The organism is Brachybacterium sp. GPGPB12 (assembly GCF_038396325.1).
GTDB lineage: Bacteria > Actinomycetota > Actinomycetes > Actinomycetales > Dermabacteraceae > Brachybacterium > Brachybacterium conglomeratum.
Genome location: NZ_CP149573.1, coordinates 193,539 through 216,984 on the forward strand (window position 1 = coordinate 193,539; position 23,446 = coordinate 216,984).

The window sequence follows — 23,446 nt, forward strand, 5'->3', positions numbered from 1 at the left end:
TTGACATGCGCAAAGCGAAGATCGTCTGCACCCTTGGTCCCGCGACCAACACCTACGAGCAGATCCGGACGCTGATCGAAGCCGGGATGAACGTGGCGCGGATGAATCTCAGCCACGGCACTCACGAGGACCACGAGCAGGTCTACGCCAACATCCGCAAGGCCTCCGACGACCTCGGCAAGAACGTCGCCGTGCTCGTCGACCTGCAGGGCCCGAAGATCCGACTGGGCGACTTCGCGGACGGCCCCCACATCCTCGAGATCGGCGACACCTTCACGATCACCACCGACGACATCGTCGGCACGAAGGAGCGCGTCTCGACGACGTTCAAGGGCCTGCCGGGCGACTGCCGCCCCGGCGACGTGCTCCTCATCGACGACGGCAAGGTCTCCGTGCGCGTCACCGACGTCACCGAGACCGACGTGACCACCGTCGTGGAGGTCCCCGGACCCGTCTCCAACCACAAGGGCATCAACCTGCCCGGCGTGGCCGTCTCCGTCCCCGCCATGAGCGAGAAGGACATCGCGGACCTCCGCTGGGGCCTCGCCCTGGGCGCGGACCTGATCGCCCTGTCCTTCGTGCGCGACGCCCACGACATGGACGACGTGCTCCGCATCATGCAGGAGGAGGGGCGCCGCGTCCCGGTCATCGCGAAGATCGAGAAGCCGCAGGCCGTGCGCGCGCTGCGCTCGATCGTCGGCGCCTTCGACGGCATCATGGTCGCCCGCGGCGACCTCGGCGTGGAGCTCCCGCTCGAGCAGGTCCCGCTCGTGCAGAAGCGCGCGATCGAGCTGGCCCGCCGCAACGCGAAGCCCGTGATCGTGGCCACCCAGGTGCTCGAGTCGATGATCGAGAACCCGCGCCCCACCCGCGCCGAGGCCTCCGACTGCGCCAACGCCATCCTCGACGGCGCCGACGCGGTCATGCTCTCGGGCGAGACCAGTGTGGGAAAGTACCCCTTCGAGACCGTGCGCACCATGGCGCGCATCGTCACGAACACCGAGGAGAACGGCGCCGACCGCATCCTGCCGCTGGGCACCATCCCGCACACCCGCGGCGGTGCGATCACCCGCGCGGCCTCGGAGATCGGCGACCAGCTCTCGGCGCAGTACCTGGTGACCTTCACCGAGTCCGGCGACACCGCGCGCCGCCTCTCGCGGCTGCGCGCCCCACCATCCCGCTCCTGGCGATGACCCCGTACCCCGAGGTCGCTCGCCAGCTGTCCCTCACCTGGGGCGTCGAGGCGCATCTGGTGCCCATGCAGAAGGACACCGACGAGATGGTCACCGTCGTCGACGAGCTCCTGCGCGAGCAGAAGGGGCCGCAGAAGAACGACCTGGTCATCATCGCGGCCGGTTCGCCCCCCGGCGTCCACGGCTCGACCAACACCCTGCGCGTGCACCGCATCGGCGACCTCGACGGCACCGAGTCGGCCCGCATCGAGGCCGACCGCATCGCCACCGGCCAGTGAACGCCGAGCAGTGACCTGCGGGCGAAGGCCCGTCCGGCCCGGGGAGACCACGGACCGGGGACGGCGCCCGCGGCCGATGGCCGCGGGCGCCGTCCCGTGCGTGCCGGGTGCGGGACTCGAACCCGCACGCCCTTGCGGACAGCGCATTTTGAGTGCGCCGCGTCTACCGTTCCGCCAACCCGGCCTGCCCTCGGGTGCCGAGGGCTGGACTAGGATACCGCTGATGACCACCGGCCACCGCCGACGGGTGCAGAGCACCCGGGCGCCGGCCCCGACCAGACACAGGGCGACATGACTGACGACTTCACCGAACTTCCCGACGACGCCCAGGACACCGCCGCCGCGGGTGATGCACCGCGCCGCACCGCGGTCGTCGCCGAGGACGAGAGCCTCATCCGTATGGACATCGTGGAGACGCTCACCGAGGCGGGCTTCGACGTGATCGCCGCCGTCGGCGACGGCGAGAGCGCCATCGAGAAGACCCGGGAGTCGCGCCCCGACGTCGTGATCCTCGACGTGAAGATGCCCCAGACCGACGGCGTCACCGCCGCCGAGAAGATCGGCGAGGAGAACCTCGCCCCCGTCGTGATGCTCACCGCCTTCTCGCAGTCCGAGCTGGTCGAGCGGGCCCGCGACGCCGGCGCGATGGCCTACGTCGTCAAGCCCTTCACCCCGGCGGACCTCCTGCCGGCCGTGGAGATCGCGATCTCCCGCCACCAGCAGATCGTGCGGCTCGAGTCCGAGATCGCGGACCTGGGCGAGCGCTTCGAGACCCGCAAGCGCGTGGACCGCGCCAAGGGCCTGCTGCAGACCAACATGGGCCTGTCCGAGCCGGAGGCCTTCCGCTGGATCCAGAAGACCTCCATGGACCGTCGACTGACCATGCGCGAGGTCGCCGAGGCGGTCGTCGACCAGCTCGGCGGCCAGGGCAAGGACTGACGGCCGGCAGGCACCATCGACCGGCGCGCGGGGGCGCGCCGGTCCTGCGGAGGGGGACACCGAGCACATGGGCATCACGCGACGCACGCTCGTGCGCGGACTGGGGGCCGGTCTGCTCGGGGCCGGGGCGCTGAGCGGTCGCAGCCAGGGCGGCGGGATCGGCCGTGGGAGGCGCCGTCGACCCACCACCACCGAGCCCACCGCGGGTGACCTCGAGGAGCCAGACCAGCCGCTCGTGATCGGGCAGATCGGCGCCTCCTACGGCCGGATGGCGAAGTTCGAGGAGGCGATCGCGGTCTCGATCGACGAGGCGAGGATCGACGTCAACGCCCGCTGGGAGGGCCTGTTCGGCCAGGAGGTCGTGCTCCTGGCGCGCCACGTCATGGAGGCGCCCGGCGAGGACCTCGCCCCGGTGATCGCCGAGATGGCCGATGCCGGCGCCACCTGTGTGATCACCTCGATCGACGAGGAGTCCCTGATCGCGGCGATGCCCGCGCTGGTCGAGGCGCGGCTGGCGATCCTCGACGTGCTCACCTCCGGGATGGCCGTCCGCGCGGCCGAGGTGAAGACCTCGAACCTGCTGATCCGCCTCGCCCCCAACGACCGCGTGATGGCGGCCCGCTACGCCGAGGAGGCCCTCGGCGGCGGGGAGGGGAGAAGTCCGGGCCCGCCGGCACCGTCGCCTATCTCTCCGAGGACACGCTCCAGGGACGCGACCTCCTGAACGAGATGACGCAGGTGCTGAACCCCTCGAGCGGCCGCGTCGTCAGCCAGCAGTTCTACGAGGTCGGGAAGATCGGCGACATCGGCGCCCGGGTCAAGGCGGTCCTCGAGTCCCCGCCCGCGCCGCTGGTCGCCAACGGTGGGGCGGAGCTCGCCCCGTTCCTCTCGGCCCTGCACACCGCGACCCTGGACGAGGGCAAGCGGCCCAGGATCGAGTTCCCGCGGCGGATCTCGCCGGCGGCGACGATCGACTACTCGCAGGAGCCGGTCGCGAAGGACCTCGCCCCCGAGTCGCTGACCGCCGTGACCGGCTACGAGCCGGGCGGCGAGATCACCGTCGGCCACGAGAACATGATGCTCAACCGCAATCCCGAGTTCCTGCGGCGCGGCTACGCCTACTCGCAGCACGGCTACGACGCGCTGGTGATGCTGTGCCTCGCAGCGCGGCGACGCCCTCTCGGTCGAGGGCACAGCCCTCGCCGCGGCCCTGAACGCCGTCCTCACCGGCAGCGAGGAGTGCACCGACTTCGAGGAGTGCCGCCGGGTGATGACCACGGCGCTGGAGGCGGGGAGAAGGCCACCGTCGCCTACGTCGGCCGGATGGGGAAGGTCGAGCTCGGCGGGCAGTCGGACGCCCGCATCGGCCAGTCGCGGGAGTACACCTGGACCGAGGCGAACGTGATGCGGCCCGGCACCGCCGGAGGCTTCGAGGCGCCCGAGTGAGGCGCGCCCGGGCGGCGACGGCGCCGGTCAGCGCGGAGGCAAAGAGTCGCGTCGCGACCGTGATCGTGCTCAGCAGGGCCCCGGCCTCGTCGTGGACGTCCACCAGGTAGCTCGCGACCTGACGACCGAGATGGCGCGGGGTGCACGTCGCGGTGACCCAGCCCTCGCGCGCCGAGCGATGGTGCAGGGCGGAGACAGAGGTGCCCACCGCTTGGGCCCCCTCGCCGTGCACCTCGCGGGCGCGCAGCAGCGCCGCGACCGAGGCGATCGACTCGGCCAGCGCGATCGTCGCCCCGCCGTGAAGCGACCCGGCCGGCTGGGTCGCGCCCGCGACCGGCATCCGCATCGTGCCGCCGCTCGGGGAGAGGGTCAGCACCTCCATGCCCAGCCGCTCCACGAGCGTCCCGGCGAAGGACGCCTCGAGCTGGGCGGCGAGCCGCGCGTCCATCGGCGCCGGCGCCCCCTCGGTCGCGCCGACGGGGGCGGTGGCGGGGTCTGCGGGGCGGATGCGCTGATCGGACATGCCCCGAGACTGCCACAGCCCGCCGCGTGCGCGGAGGTGATCGCGACATGGGAGACTGCTCCTCATGAGTGCGAGCGACACCGATGACCAGCGCCTCCTTCTGATCGACGGCCACGCGATGGCCTTCCGGGCCTTCTTCGCCCTGCCTGCGGACGGCTTCAGCGACGGCCGCGGCCAGGCCACCAACGCCGTCTACGGCTTCACCCGCATGATCATCAACGTCGTCGCCTCCGAGCGGCCCACCCATCTCGCGGTGGCCTTCGACCTTCCCGGCGGGACCTTCCGCGACCGCATCTACGACCAGTACAAGGGCGGCCGCGACGAGACCCCGCAGGCCTTCCACGGCCAGATCGGCCTGATCCAGCAGGTGCTGGACGCGCTCGGCGTGCGCTGGCTGACCTACGAGGACTACGAGGCCGACGACATCATCGCCACCCTCGCCACGCGCGCGGAGGAGCAGGGCCACGAGGCGCTGATCGTCTCGAGCGACCGCGACGCCATCCAGCTGGTGGGGGAGAAGGTCACCCTGCTCCAGCCCGTCAAGGGCGTCACCGAGATGCGCCGCATGACCCCCGCCGCCGTCGAGGAGAAGTACGGGATCCCGCCGGAGCGCTATCCGGACCTCGCCGCGCTCGTCGGCGAGGCGGCGGACAACCTCCCCGGCGTCCCCGGCGTCGGCCCGAAGACCGCCGCGAAGTGGATCGTGCAGTACGACGGGCTCGACGGCGTGCTCGCGCACGCCGAGGAGATCAAGGGCAAGGCCGGCCAGTCCCTGCGCGACCACATCGAGGACGTCAGGCGCAACCGGCTGATGAACGCCGCCTTCACCACCCTCGAGAGCGCCCGAGGACCCCGGGCACTACGCCCTCGGCGGCGGGGACCGCGCCCGCGTGCTCGAGGTGTTCGACGACCTCGCCTTCGGCGACACGATCCGCCGCGACCTTCCCGCCGCGGCCGCTGGGCGAGGACGTGGCCGAGGAGGCGGCCCCCGAGCCCGAGGCCGACGTGCGCGCCTGCGCGATGCCGCCTCCCTCGCCTCCCTGCTCGGCGAGGAGGACGCCCCGCTCTCCCTCGACCTCGTCGAGGACGTGCGCGGCGGGGGGCGCGCTGGGCCTGGCGACCCCGGAGCAGGCCGGCGCCGCCGCGCTCGGCGCCCTGGACTCCGAGGCCTCCGAGCCGCTCGGCGCGGCCCTCGAGGGCTCCCGGGAGCCGCGGATCGCGGACGTCCCCGCCCTGCGCGAGCGCCTGGCGGAGAACGGCTACCGCCTCGGGGACGGCGTGCGCGACCTGGCGCTGGAGTCCTTCGTGCCGCGCCCCGGCGCCCGCAGTTACGACACCGAGGCCCTCGCCGCGGATCTCGCGGGCGCGAGCTTCGAGCCGAAGCCGCGCAAGCCCGCCGAGTCGACCCTGAAGAAGGAGAGCGCGGAGACCCGCGCCGAGCACATCGCCCGGGCCGAGGACCGCCTCGCGAGCGCCGTCTCCGCCCTGCACCCCGCCGCCGCGGAGCTCGCGGCCCGGATCGAGGCCGCCCCCTGGGCGGGGAGCATCCTCGACGACCTCGAGCGCCCCTCCAGCGGGTGCTCGAGACGATGCACTCCCGCGGCATCGCGATCGACCACGCCGCTCTGCAGTCCCTGCGCGAGGAGTTCGAGGGCTTCGTCGCCCAGGCCAGGCGCGAGGCCGGCGAGATCGTGGGGGAGGAGGTCAACCTCGCCTCCCCGAAGCGGCTGCAGGTGGTGCTCTTCGAGACCCTCGCCCTGCCCACCACGCGCAAGATCTCCTCCGGCCACTCCACCGACGCCGAGTCCCTCACCGATCTGATGGAGTCGCTCGACCCGGACTCCGCCGGCCACCGCTTCCTCTCCTGGTCGCTGCGCTTCCGCGAGATGAGCAAGCTGACCGGCTATCTCGTGGGCCTGGACAAGGAGATGGACACCGGCTCCCGCGTCCACACCACCTTCCAGCAGACCGCCGCCGCGACGGGCCGGCTCGCCTCGACCGAGCCGAACCTGCAGAACATCCCCGTGCGCACCTCCGAGGGTCAGCGGATCCGCGACGTCTTCGTCGCGGGCGAGAGCTTCGAGTCGCTGATGACCGCGGACTACTCGCAGATCGAGATGCGCATCATGGCCCACCTCTCGGAGGACGAGGGGCTGATCGAGGCCTTCCGCTCCGGGGAGGACCTCCACAACTTCGTCGCCTCGCGCGTGTTCGGCGTGAGCCCCGACGCGGTCGATCCGGCCATGCGCTCCAAGACCAAGGCGGTCAGCTACGGCCTCGCCTACGGGCTCTCCGCCTTCGGCCTCTCCCGCCAGCCGCGGATCTCCCGCGCGGAGGCGACCGCGGCGCGCGACGGCTACTTCGAGCGCTTCGGCGGGGTGCGCGACTACCTCCACCGCAGCGTCGAGAAGGCCCGGGAGACCGGCTACACCGAGACGATCCTCGGCCGGCGCCGCTACCTCCCGGACCTCACCAGCGACAACCGGCGCCGCCGCGAGAACGCCGAGCGGGTCGCGCTGAACTCCCCGATCCAGGGCGCGCCGCGGACCTCATCAAGCTCGCGATGCTCGCCGTCGAGGAGCGGATGCGCGAGGCGGGCCGCGCTCGCGCATCTTCGCTCCAGGTCCATGACGAGCTCGTGCTCGAGGTCGCCCCCGGCGAGGTCGAGCAGGTGCGGGAGATCGTCGAGGACGGCATGGACTCGGCCTACGAGCTCTCGGTCCCGCTCGAGGTCGGCATCGGGGTGGGACGCACCTGGCGCGAGGCGGCCCACTGAGGGCCGGGGCCTCCGTCGCCGCCCCGTCGCCGGACGGGGCGGACATCACACCGGCGCGCCGCGGAGTGGTCGTCGGCACCCTCGCGCGCCGGGGGGATCGCTGGTAGGCTGTCGGAGGCTTGTGCGCCCCGGTGCACGAGCGAACCGTCCTCCCGGCCCGGACCCCTGGTCCCGCCGACGGGCGGAGCACGTCCCCCGACCCTACTCATTTCCTGTCCCGACGGAGTCCATACCTACATGACCGACACCACGACCCCCCAGATCGCCATCAACGACATCGGTGACGCCGACGAGCTCATGGCCGCCATCGATGCCACCATCAAGTACTTCAACGACGGCGACATCGTCGAAGGCACCGTGGTGAAGGTCGATCACGACGAGGTCCTCCTGGACATCGGCTACAAGACCGAGGGCGTCATCCCCTCGCGCGAGCTGTCCATCAAGCACGACGTCGACCCGGCCGACGAGGTCGAGGTCGGCGACGAGATCGAGGCCCTCGTCCTCCAGAAGGAGGACAAGGAGGGTCGCCTGATCCTGTCCAAGAAGCGCGCCCAGTACGAGCGCGCCTGGGGCTCGATCGAGCAGATCAAGGAGGACGAGGGCGTCGTCACCGGTCGCGTCATCGAGGTCGTCAAGGGCGGCCTCATCGTCGACATCGGCCTGCGCGGCTTCCTCCCGGCCTCCCTCGTGGAGATGCGCCGCGTCCGCGACCTGCGACCCTACGTCGGCCAGGAGATCGAGGCGAAGATCATCGAGCTGGACAAGAACCGCAACAATGTGGTCCTGTCCCGCCGCGCCTACCTGGAGGAGACCCAGTCCGCGGTCCGCTCCGACTTCCTGCAGACCCTCCAGAAGGGCCAGGTCCGCGAGGGCGCCGTGTCCTCGATCGTCAACTTCGGCGCCTTCGTCGACCTCGGCGGCGTCGACGGCCTGGTGCACGTCTCCGAGCTGTCCTGGAAGCACATCGACCACCCCTCCGAGGTCGTCGAGGTGGGCCAGAAGGTCAAGGTCGAGGTCCTGGACGTCGACATGGACCGCGAGCGCGTCTCCCTGTCGCTGAAGGCGACCCAGGAGGACCCCTGGCGGCTCTTCGCCCGCACCCACGCCATCGGCGAGGTCGTGCCCGGCAAGGTCACCAAGCTCGTCCCCTTCGGCGCCTTCGTCCGCGTCGAGGACGGCATCGAGGGCCTCGTGCACATCTCCGAGCTGGCCCAGCGCCACGTGGATCTGCCCGAGCAGGTCGTCACCGTCGACCAGGACGTCTTCGTCAAGGTCATCGACATCGACCTCGAGCGTCGCCGCATCTCCCTCTCCCTCAAGCAGGCGAACGAGGGCGTGGACCCCGAGGGCGACGACACCACCTTCGATCCCGCGCTCTACGGCATGGCCGCGGAGTACGACGCCAACGGCGAGTACAAGTACCCCGAGGGCTTCGACCCGGAGACCAACGAGTGGCTCGAGGGCTACGACGCCCAGCGCGAGGAGTGGGAGGCCCAGTACGCGGCCGCCTACGAGCGCTGGACCGCCCACAAGGCCCAGGTCGCCGAGGCGATCCGCGCCGACGAGGAGTCCGCGAACGCTCCGGCCGCCGCCTCGACCTCCTCCTCGTCCGAGTCCGCGCCCGCCGCGCAGTCCTCCTACCAGTCGAGCTCCTCGGACGAGGGCACCCTCGCCTCCGACGAGGCCCTGGCCGCCCTGCGCGCCAAGCTCACCGGCAACTGATCCTCGGATCACCCGACGGCCCGGTCCCCGCGACTCGCGGGGGCCGGGCCGTCCCCGTTCCCGGCGTTCGGGCGGCGCCGATCCGGGAGAATCGCGGCAGGGCACACTAGGGTCATGACCACTTCTCTCGAGTCCCACCCGATCCACACCTGGCTCACGGACATGGACGGCGTGCTCGTCCACGAGCAGTCCGCTCTGCCCGGCGCCCCCGAGTTCATCGCCGCGCCGCAGCAGTACGGGCGGCCCTTCCTGGTGCTGACCAACAACTCGATCTTCACCCCGCGCGATCTCCGGGCGCGCCTTGCCCGCGCCGGCATCGACCTCCCCGAGGAGTCGATCTGGACCAGCGCCCTGGCCACCGCCCGCTTCCTCGCCGAGCAGCGGCCCGGCGCCTCCGCCTACGTGATCGGCGAGGCCGGGCTCACCACCGCCATCCACGACGAGGGCTTCATCCTCGCCGACAGCGACGTCGAGTTCGTGGTGCTGGGGGAGACGCGCACCTACTCCTTCGAGTCCATCACCCGGGCCATCCGGCTGATCAAGGGCGGGGCGAAGTTCATCGCCACGAACCCCGACGTCACCGGGCCCAGCGCCGAGGGTCCGGCGCCGGCGACCGGCTCCGTCGCCGCGATGATCACGGCCGCGACCGGGATCCATCCGTACTACGTCGGCAAGCCGAACCCGCTCATGATGCGCACCGCCCTGAACCGCATCGGAGGCCACTCGGAGACCTCGGTGATGATCGGTGACCGGATGGACACGGACGTGAAGTCGGGGCTCGAGGCGGGCATGCGCTCGATCCTCGTCCTCACCGGCTCCACCGACGTCGACGAGATCGCGCAGTTCCCCTTCCGGCCCACCGCGGTGCTGGACGGCATCGCGGACGTGGTCCCCTTCGTCGAGCGGCTGACCCCGCACGAGGCCGTCGAGCTCGACGAGGACTGACATCACGGGGCCGGCATCGGTGCCCGGACCGGACCGACAGCCGCTCTCCGACCTGTCCGGCCCGCTCTGTGAAGATCCGGTGATGCCGGCGTGCGGGGTCGGCGAGTCCGCCTTGACCCCGGGCGTCCGAGCTGGAAAGGTCACGAGCAGCTCGCCGGAAGGTCAAGGAACGGTAAACGCCCAGGGGCGGTGGAGGAGTCCACGTCCCGACCGTCCGGAGGAGCCCGCGGGGGACAGATGCTCCCCCCGACGCACTCGGAAGGAGACGACGATGACTCGTCGGCACCAGGTCAGGACCCTCGCCGCGCTCGGCCTCGGCGCCCCGCCGCTCGTGGGGCTCGGCATCGGAGGATTCTCGCAGGCGGTCGCGACGACCGCCGCGCCGCCCGCCCAGGACGTGCCCGCCGCGGTCGCCGCGCCCGCCGAGCGGACGAGCTCGCAGGAGGACACCGCGGAGGAGGACGGCGCCGCCGGGGAGGCGAACGCCGCCCCGAGCGACGTCTTCACCACGGGCTCCCAGGAGTTCGCCCGCGCCGACCGGAGCACGATCACGGCGGAGGACGTCGCCTCGCAGCTGTACGGCTACGCCGCGGACACGAGCCTGAGCGACGAGGCCACGTGCACCGACGGCCTCGCCCTGGACCAGCCCGGCGCGGTCACCCGCGCACCGTGATCGGCTGGAGCGGCGAGCAGGAGACCTACTACGGCTACATGGCGCCGGCCGGCGTCGCCGAGGCCGACTACTGGCTCTACTTCAGCAAGGACGCCCCGCCGCCCGAGGAGGCCGCCGCGACGCTCAACGACGGGCTGAACGGCACCGGCGCCTACCCCGTCTGGGGAGAGGAGCAGGAGCGACCCACCACGCTGACGGAGGACGTCGCCGTGGAGCGCGCGAACTTCGTGCTCGACGGCTTCGGCCGTGAGGACCTCACGGTCACCTCCGTCGAGGGGGAGGTGGATCTCACCTCGACCACCCCGGTGCGAGGCACCGCCGTGGAGGACGGCTCCGGCCGCACCGTCGGGGTGACGCTGCCGCCGATCCCCACCGACGGCGAGGCCCCCGCGATGATGATCAGCATCGACGGCCCCTGATCCCCGTTCCGCTCCCCGCCGGTCAGCCGCCCGCGGGGGACAGCTGAGCCCCCGGGCGGGCGTCCGCACGGCGCGGACGCCCGCCCGGACGTCGTCCCGCTCATGAGATGATCGACGACATGCCGCGCTGGCTCACGGCCGGGGAATCCCACGGCCCCTCCCTCCTCTCCCTGCTCGACGGCGTCCCCGCCGGGATCGAGCTGACCAGTGACGATCTGAAGGATGCGCTCGCGCGCCGCCGCCTCGGCCACGGCCGCGGCGCCGCCAGAAGTTCGAGCAGGACGTGCTGACGATCCACGGCGGGCTCCGCCACGGCCTCACCCTCGGCTCCCCGCTCGCGATCGAGATCGCGAACTCCGAATGGCCGAAGTGGGAGAAGGTCATGAGCGCGGACCCCGTCCCGCGCGAGGACCTGCTGATCGACGCCGGCACCGGCGACGAGCGCGAGATCGCGCGCAACCGCCCTCTCTCGCGCCCCCGCCCCGGCCACGCCGACCTCTCCGGGATGCTGAAGTACGGCTTCGACGAGGCCCGCCCCGTCCTGGAGCGCGCCAGCGCCCGCGAGACCGCGGCCCGAGTCGTCGCCGGCCGCGTCGCCGCGGCCCTGCTCGAGCAGGCCGCCGGCATCCGGCTGGTCTCCCACACCCTCTCCGTCGGCTCCGTGTCCGTGCCCGAGGACGCGCCCGCCGCCCACCCCCGACCACCTGGAGCGGCTCGACGCCGATCCGCGCGGCCGCTTCCACGAGGACACCTCCGCGGCGATGGTCGACGAGGTCGACGCCGCGAAATCCGACGGCGACACCCTCGGCGGCGTCGTCGAGGTCCTCGCCTACGGCCTTCCCGTCGGCCTCGGCTCCCACACCCAGTGGGACCGCAAGCTCGACGCGCGCCTCGCCCAGGCCGTCATGTCGATCCAGGCCATGAAGGGCGTCGAGATCGGCGACGGCTTCGCCACCGCCGCCCGCCGCGGCTCCGTCGCCCACGACGAGATCCTCGTCGCGCCCTCCCCGCGCGGCGAGCGCTCCGCCTTCCCGCGCGCCACCAACCGCGCCGGCGGCCTCGAGGGCGGGATGACCAACGGCGAGGGTGCGCGCGTGCGCGGGGCGCTCAAGCCGATCTCCACCGTCCCGCGCGCGCGCGCACGGTCGACGTCTCCACCGGCGAGCAGACCACCGCCAACCATCAGCGCTCCGACACCTGCGCGGTCGCGCCGGCCGCGGTGATCGCCGAGGCGGTGGTCGCCCTGACCCTGGCCGATGCGCCGCTGGAGAAGACCGGCGGGGACAGCATCGACGAGATCCGCGCCCACCTCGAGGGCACGCTCGACCTCCAGGCCGGGCTCGTCCGCCGTGGGGAGGGCTCCACCTCGTGACCGGTCCCGTGGTCGTCCTGATCGGTCCGATGGCCGCCGGGAAGACCAGCGTGGGACGCGCCCTGGCCGCGCGCCTCGGCGTCCCCTTCGCCGACCTCGACGCGCTGATCGTCCAGGAGGCCGGACGCACGATCCCGGACATCTTCGCGGACGAGGGGGAGCCCGCCTTCCGCGAACGGGAGGCCCGCTCGCTCGTCCGCGCTGTCGCGCACCAGCGGGGCGTGCTCTCCCTCGGAGGCGGCGCCCCGATGCACGCCGGCGCCGCCTCGACCCTGCGCGACCTGCCCGTGGTGCCGCTCGAGACCGACGAGGAGACGGTCTCGCGCCGGCTCGCCCACGGCGTCGGCCGCCCGATGCTCTCCGGCGAGGATCCCATGGCCCGCTGGCGCGAGCTCGCCGCCGCCCGGGCGGAGACCTATCGTGGACTGGCGACCCACCGCATCGACGCCGCCCTCGGCGACCCGGACCGGGTGGCCCTCGCCATCATCGACGCCCTGCAGCTGCAGAGGCCCGCGCGCCCCCAGGAGGAGACCGAATGAGCACCACCGTCATCCCCGTCACCACGCCCACCGGCGGCTACGACGTGCACGTGGGACGGGGCCTGCTCGAGCAGATCCCGGCCCTGGTGCCCGAGCGCGCCCGGCGCGTGGTGATCGTGCACCAGCCGAGCCTGCGCGACGTCGCCGAGCAGGTCCGCGCCGGGATCGAGGAGACGGGACGGCAGTCCTTCGCCGCCGAGGTCCCCGACGGCGAGGAGGCCAAGACCGCGCAGGTCGCCGGGTTCCTGTGGGGCGTGTGCGGCCAGGCCGAGATCGGCCGCCAGGACCTCGTGATCGGGCTCGGCGGCGGCGCGGCGACGGACCTCGCCGGCTTCGTCGCGGCCTCCTGGCGCGCGGCGTCGACGTGCTCCAGGTCCCCACCACCGTCGCCGCGATGGTCGATGCGGCCGTGGGCGGCAAGACCGGCATCAACACGTCCGAGGGGAAGAACCTCGTCGGCGCCTTCCACCCGCCGATCGCCGTGGTCGCCGACCTCGACGTGCTCGGAGGGCTCGGTCGCAACGACGTCGCCGCCGGACTCGCCGAGGCGGTCAAGGCCGGCTTCATCGAGGACACCGCGATCCTCGACATCGTCGAGCAGGACCCCGCCGCGGTGCTCGATGTCTCCACCGACGCCTTCCGCGAGGTGATCGAGCGGGCGATCCGGGTCAAGGCCCGCGTGGTCTCCGCGGACCTGCGCGAGAGCGGGGAGCGGGAGATTCTCAACTACGGCCATACCCTCGCCCACGCGATCGAGCGCAACGAGCGCTACCGGTGGCGCCACGGCGCCGCCGTGAGCATCGGGATGATGTTCGTCGCCGAGCTCTCCCACCTCTCCGGCAAGCTCTCCGAGGCCGAGGTGGACCGCCACCGCAGCATCCTCACCTCGCTCGGCCTGCCCGTCACCTACCGCGACCGTCAGTGGCCCAAGCTCGAGGACGCGATGAAGCGGGACAAGAAGACCCGCGCCGGCCTGCTGCGCTTCGTGGTCCTGGACCGGATCGGCTCGGTCTCCCGGATCGAGGGGCCCGACCCCGCCCTCCTGCTGAGCGCCTACGCCGCGATCACCGACGACTGAGCACGCCCGGGCCCGCCCGAGCGAGAGGAGCACCATGACCGAGCGTCCCGGCACCGCCGCGCAGGACGACCCCCTGGACCAGCCCGGCACCGCGGACCGGCCCGGCCCCGCCGTGCAGGAGGGGATGGTCGATGTGCGCCGCCGCACCGCGACCGTGCGCGGCGTCGAGTTCGGCCGCGGGCGCCCCGAGATCATCGTGCCGCTGGTGGGCGACGACCTCGACGCCCTGCTCGCCCAGGCCGAGGCGGCGAGCGCGACCCCGGCCCGCGTGGTCGAGTGGCGCCTGGACCGCTTCCGCCCCGACCTCGAGGACGCCGAGCACCACCGCGAGGCGGTCCTCGCCGCGCTCGACCCGCTGCGCGCCGCCCTCGGCGCCGACCGCGCCCTGCTGGTCACCTTCCGCACCACCGCCGAGGGCGGACAGAGGCCCTACGGCCCCCGCGCCCTCGTCTCGCTGCTTCAGGCGCTGATCACGGGTCGCCGGGCGGGCACGCAGTCCGCCGTCGACCTCGTCGACATCGAGACCTCCCTCGACCCCACGGTGGTCGCCTCGGTCATCGACTCCGCCCGTCGTCACGGCATCGCCGTGGTCGGCTCCTACCACGACATGGAGGGCACCCCCGACGAGGAGACGATCGCGGGGATCCTGCGCGAGCAGCGGCGTCTCGGCGCGGATATCCCGAAGGTCGCCGTCACCCCGCGCACCTCCCGCGACGTGCTCACCCTGCTCTCGGCGAGTCTTGCCGTCGCTGAGGAGCAGACAGGCCCGCACATCGCGATCTCCATGGGCACCCTCGGGGCGAGCAGCCGCGTGGCCGCCGAAGCGTTCGGCGCCTGTGCGACCTTCGCGACCGCAGGGGAGGGGTCCGCGCCCGGCCAGCTCGGCGCGGACGACGTCGCCCGGATGATCGAGCTCCTGCGGCCCTGACCCGGCCCGGGCCAGCGCCTCGGCGCTCCGACCGGACCGCGGAGCGGCCGGCGCGCCGACCCCCGGCACGACAGCCGCCTCAGCGCGGCGAAGCGGTCCCGGAGTCCTGCTCCTCGCGCCGCTCGTTCTCGGCGGTGCCGGGCGGCTCCGCCGGATCCGGGAAGATCCGGTCCTCGTAGTCGCTCGCGTCGAGGTCCTCGGCCGCGGCGTCCTCGGCGAGGTCGTCGTGGTCGACGTCGACGACGGGGATCGCCCCCGTCTCCTGCGCGACCCGCTCCCGCTCGTCCCTACGGGTGCGGCGCACCAGTCGCTTCAGCTGGGTCGCGGACATCGTCACCTGCCACTCCTGATGGGCCGGCAGCGACCAGCGGCGCCACGCCGCGACGCCGGCGAGCGCGGCGCGCCGACGGCGACCGCGACCAGCACCGTCGGGGAGGGCAGGCCGAGGGCCAGCACCAGCCAGGTCAGCACCGCGGTGACCAGCGCGCCGGTCGCGTACAGCGGGCCGCCCCCGAAGACCTGGGGGATCCTTCCCACCAGCACGTCGCGGATCACGCCGCCGCCCACCGCGCTGGTGACCCCGAGCAGGATCGCCGGCAGCGTGTCCAGGCCGTAGCCCAGGGACTTCGCGGTGCCGGTCGCAGCCCACAGCCCCATCGCCGCGATGTCCAGCGCCGTCACCAGGCGGCGCCACCAGGGGCCGTCCGCATGGATGACGAAGGTGAACATGGCTCCGCCGAGGGCGCAGGTGAGATACCAGGGCCCGTCGAAGGCCGCCGGGGTGCCGTAGTCGAGGATCAGATCGCGCACCAGACCGCCGCCGAGCCCGGCGACGATGCCGATCACCGCGAAGCCGACCGCGTCGAAGTTCAGCCGGGAGGCGATCGCACCGGCCGCCACGCCCATCACGAACACGCCCACGAGGTCCAGCACGCGGAGGAAGTCGTTCGTCACGAGCGACTCAAGAGGATCCACCCCAGCACCGTAGTCCGTGCAGGCAGGGGCGTGAACGCCACCGTGACCCGGCCGACCCGCCCTACCATCGGACCATGCCCGGCAAGATTCCTCCCCCTCGTCCTGACCGCCCCCTGCGGATCGGCCTCACCGGCGGCATCGGCGCGGGCAAGTCGACCGTCGCCGCACTCTGGCGTGAACGCGGCCTGCGCGTGATCGATCTGGACGCCCACTCCCGGGCCGTCCTGGACATCCCCGGCGACGGGGTCGAGGAGGCGATCGCCCGCTTCGGCGAGGACGTGCGGAACCCGGCCGGCACGATCGACCGCGCCGCCATGGCCCGGATCGTCTTCGCCGATGCCGCGGCCCGCGCCGACCTCGAGCGGATCGTGCTCTCCCGCGTGGACCGCGCGGTCGCGGAGGAGGAGGCCGAGGCGGCCGCGTCGGGGGAGCGGGTCATCGTCCACGACAGCCCGCTGCTGCTGGAGAAGCACAGCGAGCCCGACTACGACGCGGTCGTCGCGGTGCTCGCCCGGCGAGAGGACCGCATCGAGCGGGTGGTCCGGGACCGGGGCAGGGACCGCGGCTATGTCGAGTCGGTCATGGCGGCGCAGGTCACCGATCTCGAACGGATCCGCCGTGCGGACCGCCTGGTGCTGAACACGGCCGATCGACCCGCTCTCCTCGCGCGCTCCGGGCGTGCCCTCGACGCGGTCCTCGAGGAGCACGACCTCCGCACCTGATCGCGTCGGACCCCGGCCGAACCGGTCCCGGGCGCCGCCTGTGCGCGCCCCACCCGGAACTGCGGGGCCCTCGGCCCTGAGCGGACAGAGGCCCCGCACCGTGTCCTCCGACGGCCCCGGGTCGTAGGCTCGTCCTCATGCGTCCCGTCACCGATCTCGTCCGCGCCGAGCACCCCTTCGAGGTCGTCTCCGAGTACTCGCCCTCGGGCGATCAGCCGCAGGCGATCAAGGAGCTCACCAAGAGGATCAACGACGGCGAGCAGGACGTGGTCCTGCTCGGCGCGACCGGCACCGGCAAGTCCGCGACGACGGCCTGGCTGATCGAGCAGGTGCGGCGTCCCACCCTGGTCATGGCGCACAACAAGACCCTCGCCGCGCAGACTCGCCAGCGAGTTCCGGGAGCCGCTTCCGCACAACGCGGTGGAGTACTTCGTCTCCTACTACGACTACTACCAGCCCGAGGCGTACGTCCCGCAGTCGGACACCTACATCGAGAAGGACTCCTCGATCAACGCCGAGGTGGAGCGGTCGCGGCACAGTGCCACCAACTCGCTGCTGACCCGCCGGGACGTCGTCGTGGTCTCCTCCGTCTCCTGCATCTACGGCCTGGGCACCCCGCAGGAGTACGTGGACCGGATGGTGCGGCTGAGCGTCGGCGACCAGCTGGACCGCGACGAGCCGCTGACCCGCTTCGTGGACATGCAGTACGACCGCAACGACATCGCCTTCGAGCGCGGCACCTTCCGGGTGCGCGGGGACACGGTCGAGATCATCCCGATGTACGAGGAGCTCGCGATCCGCATCGAGTTCTTCGGCGACGAGATCGATGCGCTCTACACCCTCCATCCGATGACCGGCGAGGTCATCCGGCAGGAGGACCACATCCACATCTTCCCCGCCTCCCACTACGTCGCCGGTCCCGAGCGTCTCTCCCGCGCGATCGGCACGATCGAGGAGGAGCTCGCCGAGCGGCTCGAGGAGCTCGAGGGGCAGAACAAAGCCGCTCGAGGCGCGGCGCCTGCGCATGCGCACCACCCACGACCTCGAGATGCCGCGGCAGATGGGCTCGACCAACGGTGTGGAGAACTACTCCCGCCATCTCGACGGCCGCGCGCCGGGCACCGCCCCGAACACCCTCATGGACTACTTCCCCGAGGACTTCCTGCTGGTCATCGACGAGTCCCATGTGACCGTCCCGCAGATCGGCGCGATGTACGAAGGGGACCGCTCCCGCAAGCGCACCCTGGTGGACTTCGGCTTCCGCCTGCCCTCGGCGCTCGACAACCGCCCGCTGACCTTCTCGGAGTTCACCGAGCGCACCGGTCAGACCGTCTACCTCTCCGCGACCCCCGCCGAGTACGAGCTGAACCGCGCCCACGGCGTGGTCGAGCAGATCATCCGGCCGACGGGACTGGTGGACCCCGAGGTGATCGTCAAGCCCGTCAAGGGCCAGATCGACGACCTGCGCGAGGAGATCGAGAAGCGGGTGCGCCGCGACGAGCGGGTGCTCGTGACCACGCTGACCAAGCGCATGGCCGAGGACCTCACCGACTTCCTGCTCGAGAACGGGGTGCGGGTCCAGTACCTCCACTCCGACGTGGACACCCTGCGCCGCATCGAGTCGCTGCGCTCCCTCCGCCAGGGCGAGTACGACGTGCTGGTCGGCATCAACCTGCTCGCGCGAGGGCCTGGACCTGCCCGAGGTGTCCCTGGTCGCGATCCTGGACGCGGACAAGGAGGGCTTCCTCCGCTCCCGCACCTCGCTGATCCAGACGATCGGCCGTGCGGCCCGCAACGTCTCCGGCCAGGTGCACATGTACGCGGACACGATCACCGACTCGATGCAGGACGCGATCGACGAGACCAACCGTCGCCGCGAGAAGCAGATCGCGTACAACACCGAGCACGGCATCGACCCGACCCCGCGCGCAAGCGGATCGCGGACGTCACGGACATGCTGGCCCGCGAGGACATCGACACCGACACCCTCCTGGCCACCGACTACCGCTCCGGGAAGGAGAAGGTGGCCCAGGACCGGGCGCGCGCGAACGCCGTCGACTCGATCCAGGGTCGCCAGATCGACCTCGGCGACGATCCCGTCGGCGCGCTGACCGGCATGATCGACGAGATGACCGCGCAGATGCACCAGGCCGCGGAATCCCTGAACTTCGAGGTCGCGGCGCGGCGCGCGACGAGGTGCAGGAGCTGAAGAAGGAGCGCGCGCGGTGCGGCGCTCCTGAGCCGATGGCGACGAGGCACGGGCGCGCGCTGGGCGCCGCGCTGACCGCCGGGCACCGGCCGCGGCGGCTCTGGTGGCGGGTGCGCAGGCCGCGCACCTTCGGAGTGAAGGTGTCGCTGCATCCTCCGGAGGACCCTTCGCGGTTCCTCGCCGTGCGGCACTCCTACGTCGACCGGGACCGTTGGGCACTGCCGGGAGGCCGCTATCGTCCTCGCCGCGAGAGCCCTGCCGAGGCCGGACGTCGCGAGGTCGCCGAGGAGCTCGCCCTCGCGATCACGGGAGACCTCCAGGAGGTGACGGCTCTCGAGACGGTCACCGAGGGCAAGCGCGACCGCCTCACGATCCTCGTCGGCACCGCCGCCTCGAGGGAGGTCAGCACCTCGCTCGAGCTGAGCGAGGCCCGGTGGTCGCGCACCGATCTGACGGACGTCCCGGATGGGGCGCCCCTCTCGCGCTGGCTGCGAATCGCGCTCAGCCCTCCGGATCCATCGCCCGCTCCCAGCTCTCGACCGGACCCGGCACCACGGTGAACAGCGGATGCACCGTCGGCGCCGAATGCGCGCGGTGAGCGCCTCGCTCCCGGGACTGCGCCGCGCGAGCTTGGCGAGCAGATGGCGCCATTCCAGGTCGACCTGCCCCCGGGTCACGGGGATCCGTGGCACGCCGGCCGCGGCATCCGTCGGCGCGTGGCCGGTGAGCTCCTCGGGGCGGCGGTCGATCCGCGAGAGGTCGAAGCGGTAGCCGCGAGCGGTCGCCTCCCGGGCGAGCACCTCGAGGTAGGTGCCCACGGCATCGAGCGGGGCGGGCTGGGCCCGGAACCGTTCGAGCCGCGGGTGGGAGCGGTATCCGCGAGTGCGCCCGGCGAGCACGGCCTGCGCCAGCAGCGATTCCCGCCAGCGGCCCGTGAGGCCCTGGCGGTCGAGGTGGCGGGGGTGCAGTGACCAGAGGCGCATCGGCCCATCCTCCCTCATCCGCCGAGGCGCGGTCGAAGGTCACCCCGGGCACCGACGATCGTCGTCCGTCACGGTCGGGATCGCCCGATAGCGTCGAGGGCACGACACGCCCCGTGGCGCGCGGCGGGCCCCGCCGCGAGAGAAGGAGGACCCCGTGACACAGTCCCAGCGCACCCGCATCGTGTCCCTGGCCATCGGCACGGCCGCCGCGTCCGGCCTCGGGATGATCCCTGTGCACCGTCTCCCGCGCCCGGTGCGCGTCGGATACGTCGCGCTCCCCGCGGTGCTGACCACCGGTGTCAGCCTCCTCGCCGCGCAGGGCCGGCCGGGAGCGCCGGACGACGGCGACGCGTCGCGCCTCCGCGGTCTCCGGACGCCGACCCTCCCCGAGGCGGCCCTCTCGCTCGGCCTCGGTGGTCTGATGGCCGGAGCCGGGGTGGCAGGCCTCCGGCTGGATGGCGCGGTCGAGGGCTTCCTGCGTCGACGAGGCGTGAAAGCCCCGCGCGTCTGGATCGGGCTCGCCACCGGTGCGGTGACCCTGGCATCGGTGCCGCTCGACGACCAGGACCCAGAGCTCGAGGGCACCTCGACGCAGGAGCAGGTGCTCGCCCTCCTGACCCGGGAGGACCCGGCGGGCCTCGCCCCGGGCACGGACGGCATGCCCGAGGACGAGTACGAGCCGGAGGCGCAGGCGATCGCGGAGCCGCTGGACACTGGTGTCGCGCCCACGGCGGCGCGGCTCGACGAGCTCTGGGAGCACTGGTTCTCCGAGCCGCTCAGCCCGCCGCTGGGCGCTCGACGCATGGACTCCCTGCTCGAGGAGCTCGCCGCGCTGGTCCCTGGGCACCCCGTCGTGTAGCACCCGCGCCGGAGCTCGGGGGTCTGCCAGGATCGAGCGATGGGGACCCTTCGATGCGCGCCGCCGTTCGTCGTCCTGCGCGGGAACTCCGCCTCCGGGAAGTCGACGGTGGCACGACGCGTCCAGCGTGCCCTGCCGCGCGGCGAGGTCGCCGTGATCGGGCAGGACCATGTGCGGCGCGAGCCGCTGTGGGAGCACGACAGCGGGCAGGGGGACACCGTCGGCCTGCTCGAGACGATGGTCCGGCACTGCCTCGGGGTCGGGCGGATCACGCTCCTCGAGGGCATCTACGCGGACCTCGCACGGCACGGGTGACGGTGGTGCTCCGCTGCACGCCGCGCCGGCCACCTCCGCACTGAGGCAGCGGTCGCAGGGACGCCCGCGGCGCTCACTTCTCCCCCGAGCGCTCCGTGATCGCGAGGTCCAGCGGGAAGTCGATCGGGCCGCCGGGGAAGAGCGACCGCCCGGCCGCGTCGGCGCTCTCGCGGATCGCGGCGGCCGCGGCCTCCGCCTGATCTGCCGGGGCGTGCACGATCACCTCGTCGTGGAGGAAGAACGCCAGGTGCGCGCGGCGGGAGAACACCGGTCCCGAGGCGTCGGCCCGCTCGTCGGCGGCGACCTCAGGGAGCCGCGCGAGCCGCGACCCGCGACGCCGCCATCCAGGACAGCGCCCATTCCGCCGCGGTGCCCTGCACCACGAAGTTGCGGGTGAACCGGCCGCGGTCGCGGGCCGAGCGACGGGCCCGCTCCTGCTCGCCGGCGGCCGCATCGGGCCCGTTCGCGGAGCGCTGCGCCTGCACCCAGCCGGGCTCGGGGGCGGGGGAGGAGCGGCCGAGCCAGGTCGTGACCGTCCCGCCGCGCTCCCCGGTCGCGGCCGCGCCGTCCACGAGCGCCATCGCCTCGGGGAAGGTGCGGCGGAGCCGGGGCACGACGCGACCGCTGTCCCCGGTGGTCCCGCCGTACAGGGCGCCGAGCACCCCGATCTTCGCCTCCTGCCGGCTCGCCACCACGCCCGCCTCGACGATGCCGGAGTAGAGGTCCTTCCCGGCCCCCGCCTCGATCATCGCCGCGTCGCGGGACATGGCGGCGAGCACCCGCGGCTCGAGCTGGGAGACATCGGCGCTGACCAGCGGCCAGCCGGCATCGGCACGGAGCGCGGGCCGCGGCCGGCGCGGGATCTGCGACGCCCCGCCGCCGCTGGAGGCCCAGCGCCCGGTGACCACGCCGCCCGGCACGTAGACGGGCCGGTAGCGCCCCTCCCGCACCCATTCGTCCAGCCACGTCCAGCCGTTGGCGGTCAGCAGGCGGGACATCTTCTTGTACCGCAGCAGCGGCTCGATCGCCGGATGCTCGTGCTCCTGCGGCTCCCACTGGGAGGTGGAGGAGACGTCGATGCCGGCGCGGTGCAGGGCGCGCAGCGGCTTCGGCGGCGAGTCCAGCGACACGGTCGGGTCCCCGAGAGCCGTGCGCACCTCGGTGGCGACCTGCACCATCTGCGCGGGGAGCGTCCCGGGGGAGGGGCGCGGCCCCAGGGCCTCGGTGAGGATCCGGTCGTGCTCGGCCACGTCCCAGGGGATCCCCGCCGCCTGCGGCTCGGCCGCGATCAGCGCCCCGGCGGACTCCGCCGCCAGCAGCGCCCGCGGCCGCGCCGGGTCCTCGGCGCCCGCGACCGCCGAGAGCCGCCGCTCGAGCTCCGCACCGGTCTCCTCGATCCCGTCGGGCACGCCGTGGGCGGCCGACGGCCGGGCGTCGAGGTCGAAGAGTGTCGCGCCGAGGTCGCGCCGCGGCTCCTGCGGCTCGAGCGGGGTGTCCCACTCGGTGCGCTCCCGCAGAGGACCGGGCTCCGTCACCAGCTCGGAATGGCGCAGGATCCGGTGCACCAGGCGCAGGTCGTGGCGGCGCTCGAGCGTCACCCCGGCCGCGAGCAGGCGCGGATACCAGGCGGCGGCGTCGCTCCAGACCCAGCGCGGCCGGTGCGCGGCCTCGAGCTCGGCGACGAGGGCGGGGAGCTCCTCGACGGTGGAGGTCCGCTCGTCGAGGACGGAGCCGTCGGCCGCGACCTCGCGCGCGACGACCGCCCCGCCCGCCCCGCGACCGAGCACGCACCGCGCCGGGCCGGCCGCGGCGGTGCCCGGCGGCGGAGAGGTCACCAGCCCCGCTCGCGCCAGACCGGGAGGGAGGCCCGCTCGGCCCCGAGCGTGGTGTCATCGCCGTGGCCCGGGTACACCCAGGTCGCATCGTCCAGCCGGTCGAAGATCCGCCGCTCGACGTCGTCGATCAGCCGCGCGAAGCGCCGCGGGTCCCGGTCGGTGTTGCCCACCCCGCCGGGGAAGAGGGAGTCGCCGGTGAAGAGGTGGTCGCCCTCCTCGCCGCCGCGCCACAGCACCGCGACCGAGCCGGGGGTGTGACCGCGCAGTTGGATGATCTCCACCCGCTGCTCGCCGAACTCGATCACGTCGCCGTGGGCGAGGGGCAGGTCGATCTTCTCCGCGATCTCCTTCGCGTCCTCCGCACCGGCGGCGGTGCGAGCGCCGGTCGCCGAGACCATCTCCGCCAGAGCGCCCACGTGGTCGTGGTGGGAGTGAGTGGTGAGGATGACGTCCAGCCAGTTGTGCTCGGCGCCCGCCGCGATCATCCGGCGCAGGGCGTCGGGGTCCGCGGCCGCATCGATCAGCGACTGGGCGCCGCTCGACCGACAGGTCAGCAGGTAGGCGTTATTGTCCATCGGCCCGACGGACAGCTTGCGGATCTGCAGGTGCTCGAAGTCTCGCACGGCGGGCTCGCCGCCCGGCTCGACATGTCCGGTGTACTCATGATCGTTCATGGGGACAGTATGTCGCCCACATCTCCCCCGAACAACTGTTCGA

The 23,446-nt window shown here is 72.9% G+C and carries 17 protein-coding genes, 1 tRNA gene and 8 pseudogenes; 19 read left to right on the forward strand and 7 right to left on the reverse strand.

The annotated features are described in order from the left end of the window. Nucleotides 1–5 precede the first annotated feature (5 nt). A pseudogene (gene pyk / locus WKH84_RS01000) lies at nucleotides 6–1,471 on the forward strand (pyruvate kinase). 101 nt (nucleotides 1,472–1,572) lie between these two features. Here the strand turns inward: pyk and WKH84_RS01005 are convergent. After that, nucleotides 1,573–1,655 (reverse strand) — tRNA-Leu (locus WKH84_RS01005). A gap of 107 nt (nucleotides 1,656–1,762) precedes the next feature. Between WKH84_RS01005 and WKH84_RS01010 the strand changes: the two genes are divergently transcribed. The 3 genes from WKH84_RS01010 to WKH84_RS01020 all read left to right on the forward strand — a co-directional run bounded on the left by WKH84_RS01010 (nucleotide 1,763) and on the right by WKH84_RS01020 (nucleotide 3,856). Continuing rightward, complete coding sequence (locus tag WKH84_RS01010) at nucleotides 1,763–2,410, forward strand: response regulator (protein WP_341855345.1); 648 nt, start codon at nucleotides 1,763–1,765, stop codon at nucleotides 2,408–2,410. Nucleotides 2,411–2,477: 67 nt separating this feature from the next. Continuing rightward, nucleotides 2,478–3,134, forward strand: coding sequence for a hypothetical protein (locus WKH84_RS01015; RefSeq protein WP_341855346.1), 657 nt, complete (start codon nucleotides 2,478–2,480; stop codon nucleotides 3,132–3,134). 5 nt (nucleotides 3,135–3,139) lie between these two features. Beyond that, entirely contained in the window at nucleotides 3,140–3,856 is a 717-nt protein-coding gene (locus WKH84_RS01020) for a hypothetical protein (RefSeq protein ID WP_341857059.1), read from the forward strand. A gap of 85 nt (nucleotides 3,857–3,941) precedes the next feature. On the opposite strand, the pseudogene WKH84_RS01025 reads toward WKH84_RS01020, so the two are convergent. After that, nucleotides 3,942–4,238: pseudogene (locus tag WKH84_RS01025) on the reverse strand (hotdog fold thioesterase); the annotation flags it as partial. Between WKH84_RS01025 and WKH84_RS01030 the strand changes: the two are divergent. The 10 genes and pseudogenes from WKH84_RS01030 to aroD all read left to right on the forward strand — a co-directional run bounded on the left by WKH84_RS01030 (nucleotide 4,237) and on the right by aroD (nucleotide 14,831). After that, entirely contained in the window at nucleotides 4,237–4,371 is a 135-nt protein-coding gene (locus WKH84_RS01030) for a hypothetical protein (protein WP_341857060.1), read from the forward strand. The pseudogene WKH84_RS01025 and the gene WKH84_RS01030 overlap by 2 nt on opposite strands. Nucleotides 4,372–4,443: 72 nt before the next feature. Then, nucleotides 4,444–7,155, forward strand: a pseudogene (gene polA, locus WKH84_RS01035) (DNA polymerase I). Between the two features lie 237 nt (nucleotides 7,156–7,392). After that, on the forward strand, nucleotides 7,393–8,877 hold the full coding sequence (gene rpsA, locus WKH84_RS01040) for a 30S ribosomal protein S1 (RefSeq protein WP_341855347.1): 1,485 nt from the start codon (nucleotides 7,393–7,395) through the stop codon (nucleotides 8,875–8,877). A gap of 114 nt (nucleotides 8,878–8,991) precedes the next feature. Further along, the gene (locus WKH84_RS01045) at nucleotides 8,992–9,822 is read left to right on the forward strand and encodes an HAD-IIA family hydrolase (RefSeq protein ID WP_341855348.1); all 831 of its coding nucleotides are present in this window, start codon (nucleotides 8,992–8,994) and stop codon (nucleotides 9,820–9,822) included. A gap of 271 nt (nucleotides 9,823–10,093) precedes the next feature. Further along, a complete protein-coding gene (locus tag WKH84_RS01050) occupies nucleotides 10,094–10,495 on the forward strand; it encodes a hypothetical protein (protein WP_341855349.1) in 402 nt (133 codons plus the stop codon). Beyond that, the gene (locus WKH84_RS01055) at nucleotides 10,492–10,914 is read left to right on the forward strand and encodes a hypothetical protein (RefSeq protein ID WP_341855350.1); all 423 of its coding nucleotides are present in this window, start codon (nucleotides 10,492–10,494) and stop codon (nucleotides 10,912–10,914) included. The genes WKH84_RS01050 and WKH84_RS01055 overlap by 4 nt, the downstream gene beginning before the upstream one ends. 119 nt (nucleotides 10,915–11,033) lie before the next feature. Then, nucleotides 11,034–12,286 (forward strand): annotated as a pseudogene (gene aroC / locus WKH84_RS01060) (chorismate synthase). Then, complete coding sequence (locus tag WKH84_RS01065; RefSeq protein WP_341855351.1) at nucleotides 12,283–12,825, forward strand: shikimate kinase; 543 nt, start codon at nucleotides 12,283–12,285, stop codon at nucleotides 12,823–12,825. The pseudogene aroC and the gene WKH84_RS01065 overlap by 4 nt, the downstream one beginning before the upstream one ends. Beyond that, nucleotides 12,822–13,903: pseudogene (aroB, locus tag WKH84_RS01070) on the forward strand (3-dehydroquinate synthase). The gene WKH84_RS01065 and the pseudogene aroB overlap by 4 nt, the downstream one beginning before the upstream one ends. A gap of 34 nt (nucleotides 13,904–13,937) precedes the next feature. Continuing rightward, nucleotides 13,938–14,831 carry a type I 3-dehydroquinate dehydratase gene (gene aroD, locus WKH84_RS01075; protein ID WP_341855352.1) on the forward strand — a complete coding sequence of 298 codons (894 nt, stop codon included), beginning with the start codon at nucleotides 13,938–13,940 and terminating at the stop codon, nucleotides 14,829–14,831. Nucleotides 14,832–14,910: 79 nt separating this feature from the next. On the opposite strand, the gene WKH84_RS01080 is transcribed toward aroD, so the two are convergent. Then, nucleotides 14,911–15,168 (reverse strand): hypothetical protein, encoded by a 258-nt coding sequence (locus tag WKH84_RS01080; RefSeq protein WP_341855353.1) that lies wholly within the window; start codon nucleotides 15,166–15,168, stop codon nucleotides 14,911–14,913. Further along, nucleotides 15,165–15,785, reverse strand: a complete 621-nt coding sequence (locus WKH84_RS01085) for a TRIC cation channel family protein (protein ID WP_341855354.1) — start codon at nucleotides 15,783–15,785, stop codon at nucleotides 15,165–15,167. Before WKH84_RS01085 ends, WKH84_RS01080 begins: the two co-directional genes overlap by 4 nt. 95 nt (nucleotides 15,786–15,880) lie before the next feature. On the opposite strand from WKH84_RS01085, the gene coaE reads away from it, so the two are divergent. The 3 genes and pseudogenes from coaE to WKH84_RS01100 all read left to right on the forward strand — a co-directional run bounded on the left by coaE (nucleotide 15,881) and on the right by WKH84_RS01100 (nucleotide 19,297). Further along, the gene (gene coaE, locus WKH84_RS01090) at nucleotides 15,881–16,528 is read left to right on the forward strand and encodes a dephospho-CoA kinase (RefSeq protein ID WP_341855355.1); all 648 of its coding nucleotides are present in this window, start codon (nucleotides 15,881–15,883) and stop codon (nucleotides 16,526–16,528) included. A gap of 137 nt (nucleotides 16,529–16,665) precedes the next feature. After that, a pseudogene (gene uvrB, locus WKH84_RS01095) lies at nucleotides 16,666–18,745 on the forward strand (excinuclease ABC subunit UvrB); the annotation flags it as partial. Then, on the forward strand, nucleotides 18,725–19,297 hold the full coding sequence (locus WKH84_RS01100; RefSeq protein ID WP_341856726.1) for an NUDIX domain-containing protein: 573 nt from the start codon (nucleotides 18,725–18,727) through the stop codon (nucleotides 19,295–19,297). The pseudogene uvrB and the gene WKH84_RS01100, both read left to right, overlap by 21 nt. On the opposite strand, the pseudogene WKH84_RS01105 reads toward WKH84_RS01100, so the two are convergent. After that, nucleotides 19,239–19,720, reverse strand: a pseudogene (locus WKH84_RS01105) (pyrimidine dimer DNA glycosylase/endonuclease V). The gene WKH84_RS01100 and the pseudogene WKH84_RS01105 sit on opposite strands and share 59 nt — an antisense overlap. A gap of 154 nt (nucleotides 19,721–19,874) precedes the next feature. Here WKH84_RS01105 and WKH84_RS01110 point away from each other — a divergent pair. Next, nucleotides 19,875–20,579, forward strand: coding sequence for a hypothetical protein (locus WKH84_RS01110; protein ID WP_341855356.1), 705 nt, complete (start codon nucleotides 19,875–19,877; stop codon nucleotides 20,577–20,579). Nucleotides 20,580–20,618: 39 nt separating this feature from the next. Beyond that, complete coding sequence (locus tag WKH84_RS01115) at nucleotides 20,619–20,894, forward strand: zeta toxin family protein (RefSeq protein ID WP_341855357.1); 276 nt, start codon at nucleotides 20,619–20,621, stop codon at nucleotides 20,892–20,894. A 73-nt stretch (nucleotides 20,895–20,967) separates the two neighbouring features. Here the strand turns inward: WKH84_RS01115 and WKH84_RS01120 are convergent. Then, a pseudogene (locus WKH84_RS01120) lies at nucleotides 20,968–22,681 on the reverse strand (bifunctional 3'-5' exonuclease/DNA polymerase). Between the two features lie 44 nt (nucleotides 22,682–22,725). Next, on the reverse strand, nucleotides 22,726–23,403 hold the full coding sequence (locus WKH84_RS01125; RefSeq protein WP_341855358.1) for an MBL fold metallo-hydrolase: 678 nt from the start codon (nucleotides 23,401–23,403) through the stop codon (nucleotides 22,726–22,728). Between the last annotated feature and the right edge of the window lie 43 nt (nucleotides 23,404–23,446).

What these genes read in the sequence shown, in the direction of transcription:
- coaE (WP_341855355.1), top strand. Translation starts at nt 15,881, where the DNA reads ATGCCCGGCAAGATTCCTCCCCCTCGTCCTGACCGCCCCCTGCGGATC.
- WKH84_RS01115 (WP_341855357.1), top strand. Translation starts at nt 20,619, where the DNA reads ATGGGGACCCTTCGATGCGCGCCGCCGTTCGTCGTCCTGCGCGGGAAC.
- aroD (WP_341855352.1), top strand. Translation starts at nt 13,938, where the DNA reads ATGACCGAGCGTCCCGGCACCGCCGCGCAGGACGACCCCCTGGACCAG.
- rpsA (WP_341855347.1), top strand. Translation starts at nt 7,393, where the DNA reads ATGACCGACACCACGACCCCCCAGATCGCCATCAACGACATCGGTGAC.
- WKH84_RS01015 (WP_341855346.1), top strand. Translation starts at nt 2,478, where the DNA reads ATGGGCATCACGCGACGCACGCTCGTGCGCGGACTGGGGGCCGGTCTG.
- WKH84_RS01050 (WP_341855349.1), top strand. Translation starts at nt 10,094, where the DNA reads ATGACTCGTCGGCACCAGGTCAGGACCCTCGCCGCGCTCGGCCTCGGC.
- WKH84_RS01020 (WP_341857059.1), top strand. Translation starts at nt 3,140, where the DNA reads ATGACGCAGGTGCTGAACCCCTCGAGCGGCCGCGTCGTCAGCCAGCAG.
- WKH84_RS01125 (WP_341855358.1), bottom strand. Translation starts at nt 23,403, where the DNA reads ATGAACGATCATGAGTACACCGGACATGTCGAGCCGGGCGGCGAGCCC.
- WKH84_RS01030 (WP_341857060.1), top strand. Translation starts at nt 4,237, where the DNA reads ATGCCCAGCCGCTCCACGAGCGTCCCGGCGAAGGACGCCTCGAGCTGG.
- WKH84_RS01010 (WP_341855345.1), top strand. Translation starts at nt 1,763, where the DNA reads ATGACTGACGACTTCACCGAACTTCCCGACGACGCCCAGGACACCGCC.
- WKH84_RS01045 (WP_341855348.1), top strand. Translation starts at nt 8,992, where the DNA reads ATGACCACTTCTCTCGAGTCCCACCCGATCCACACCTGGCTCACGGAC.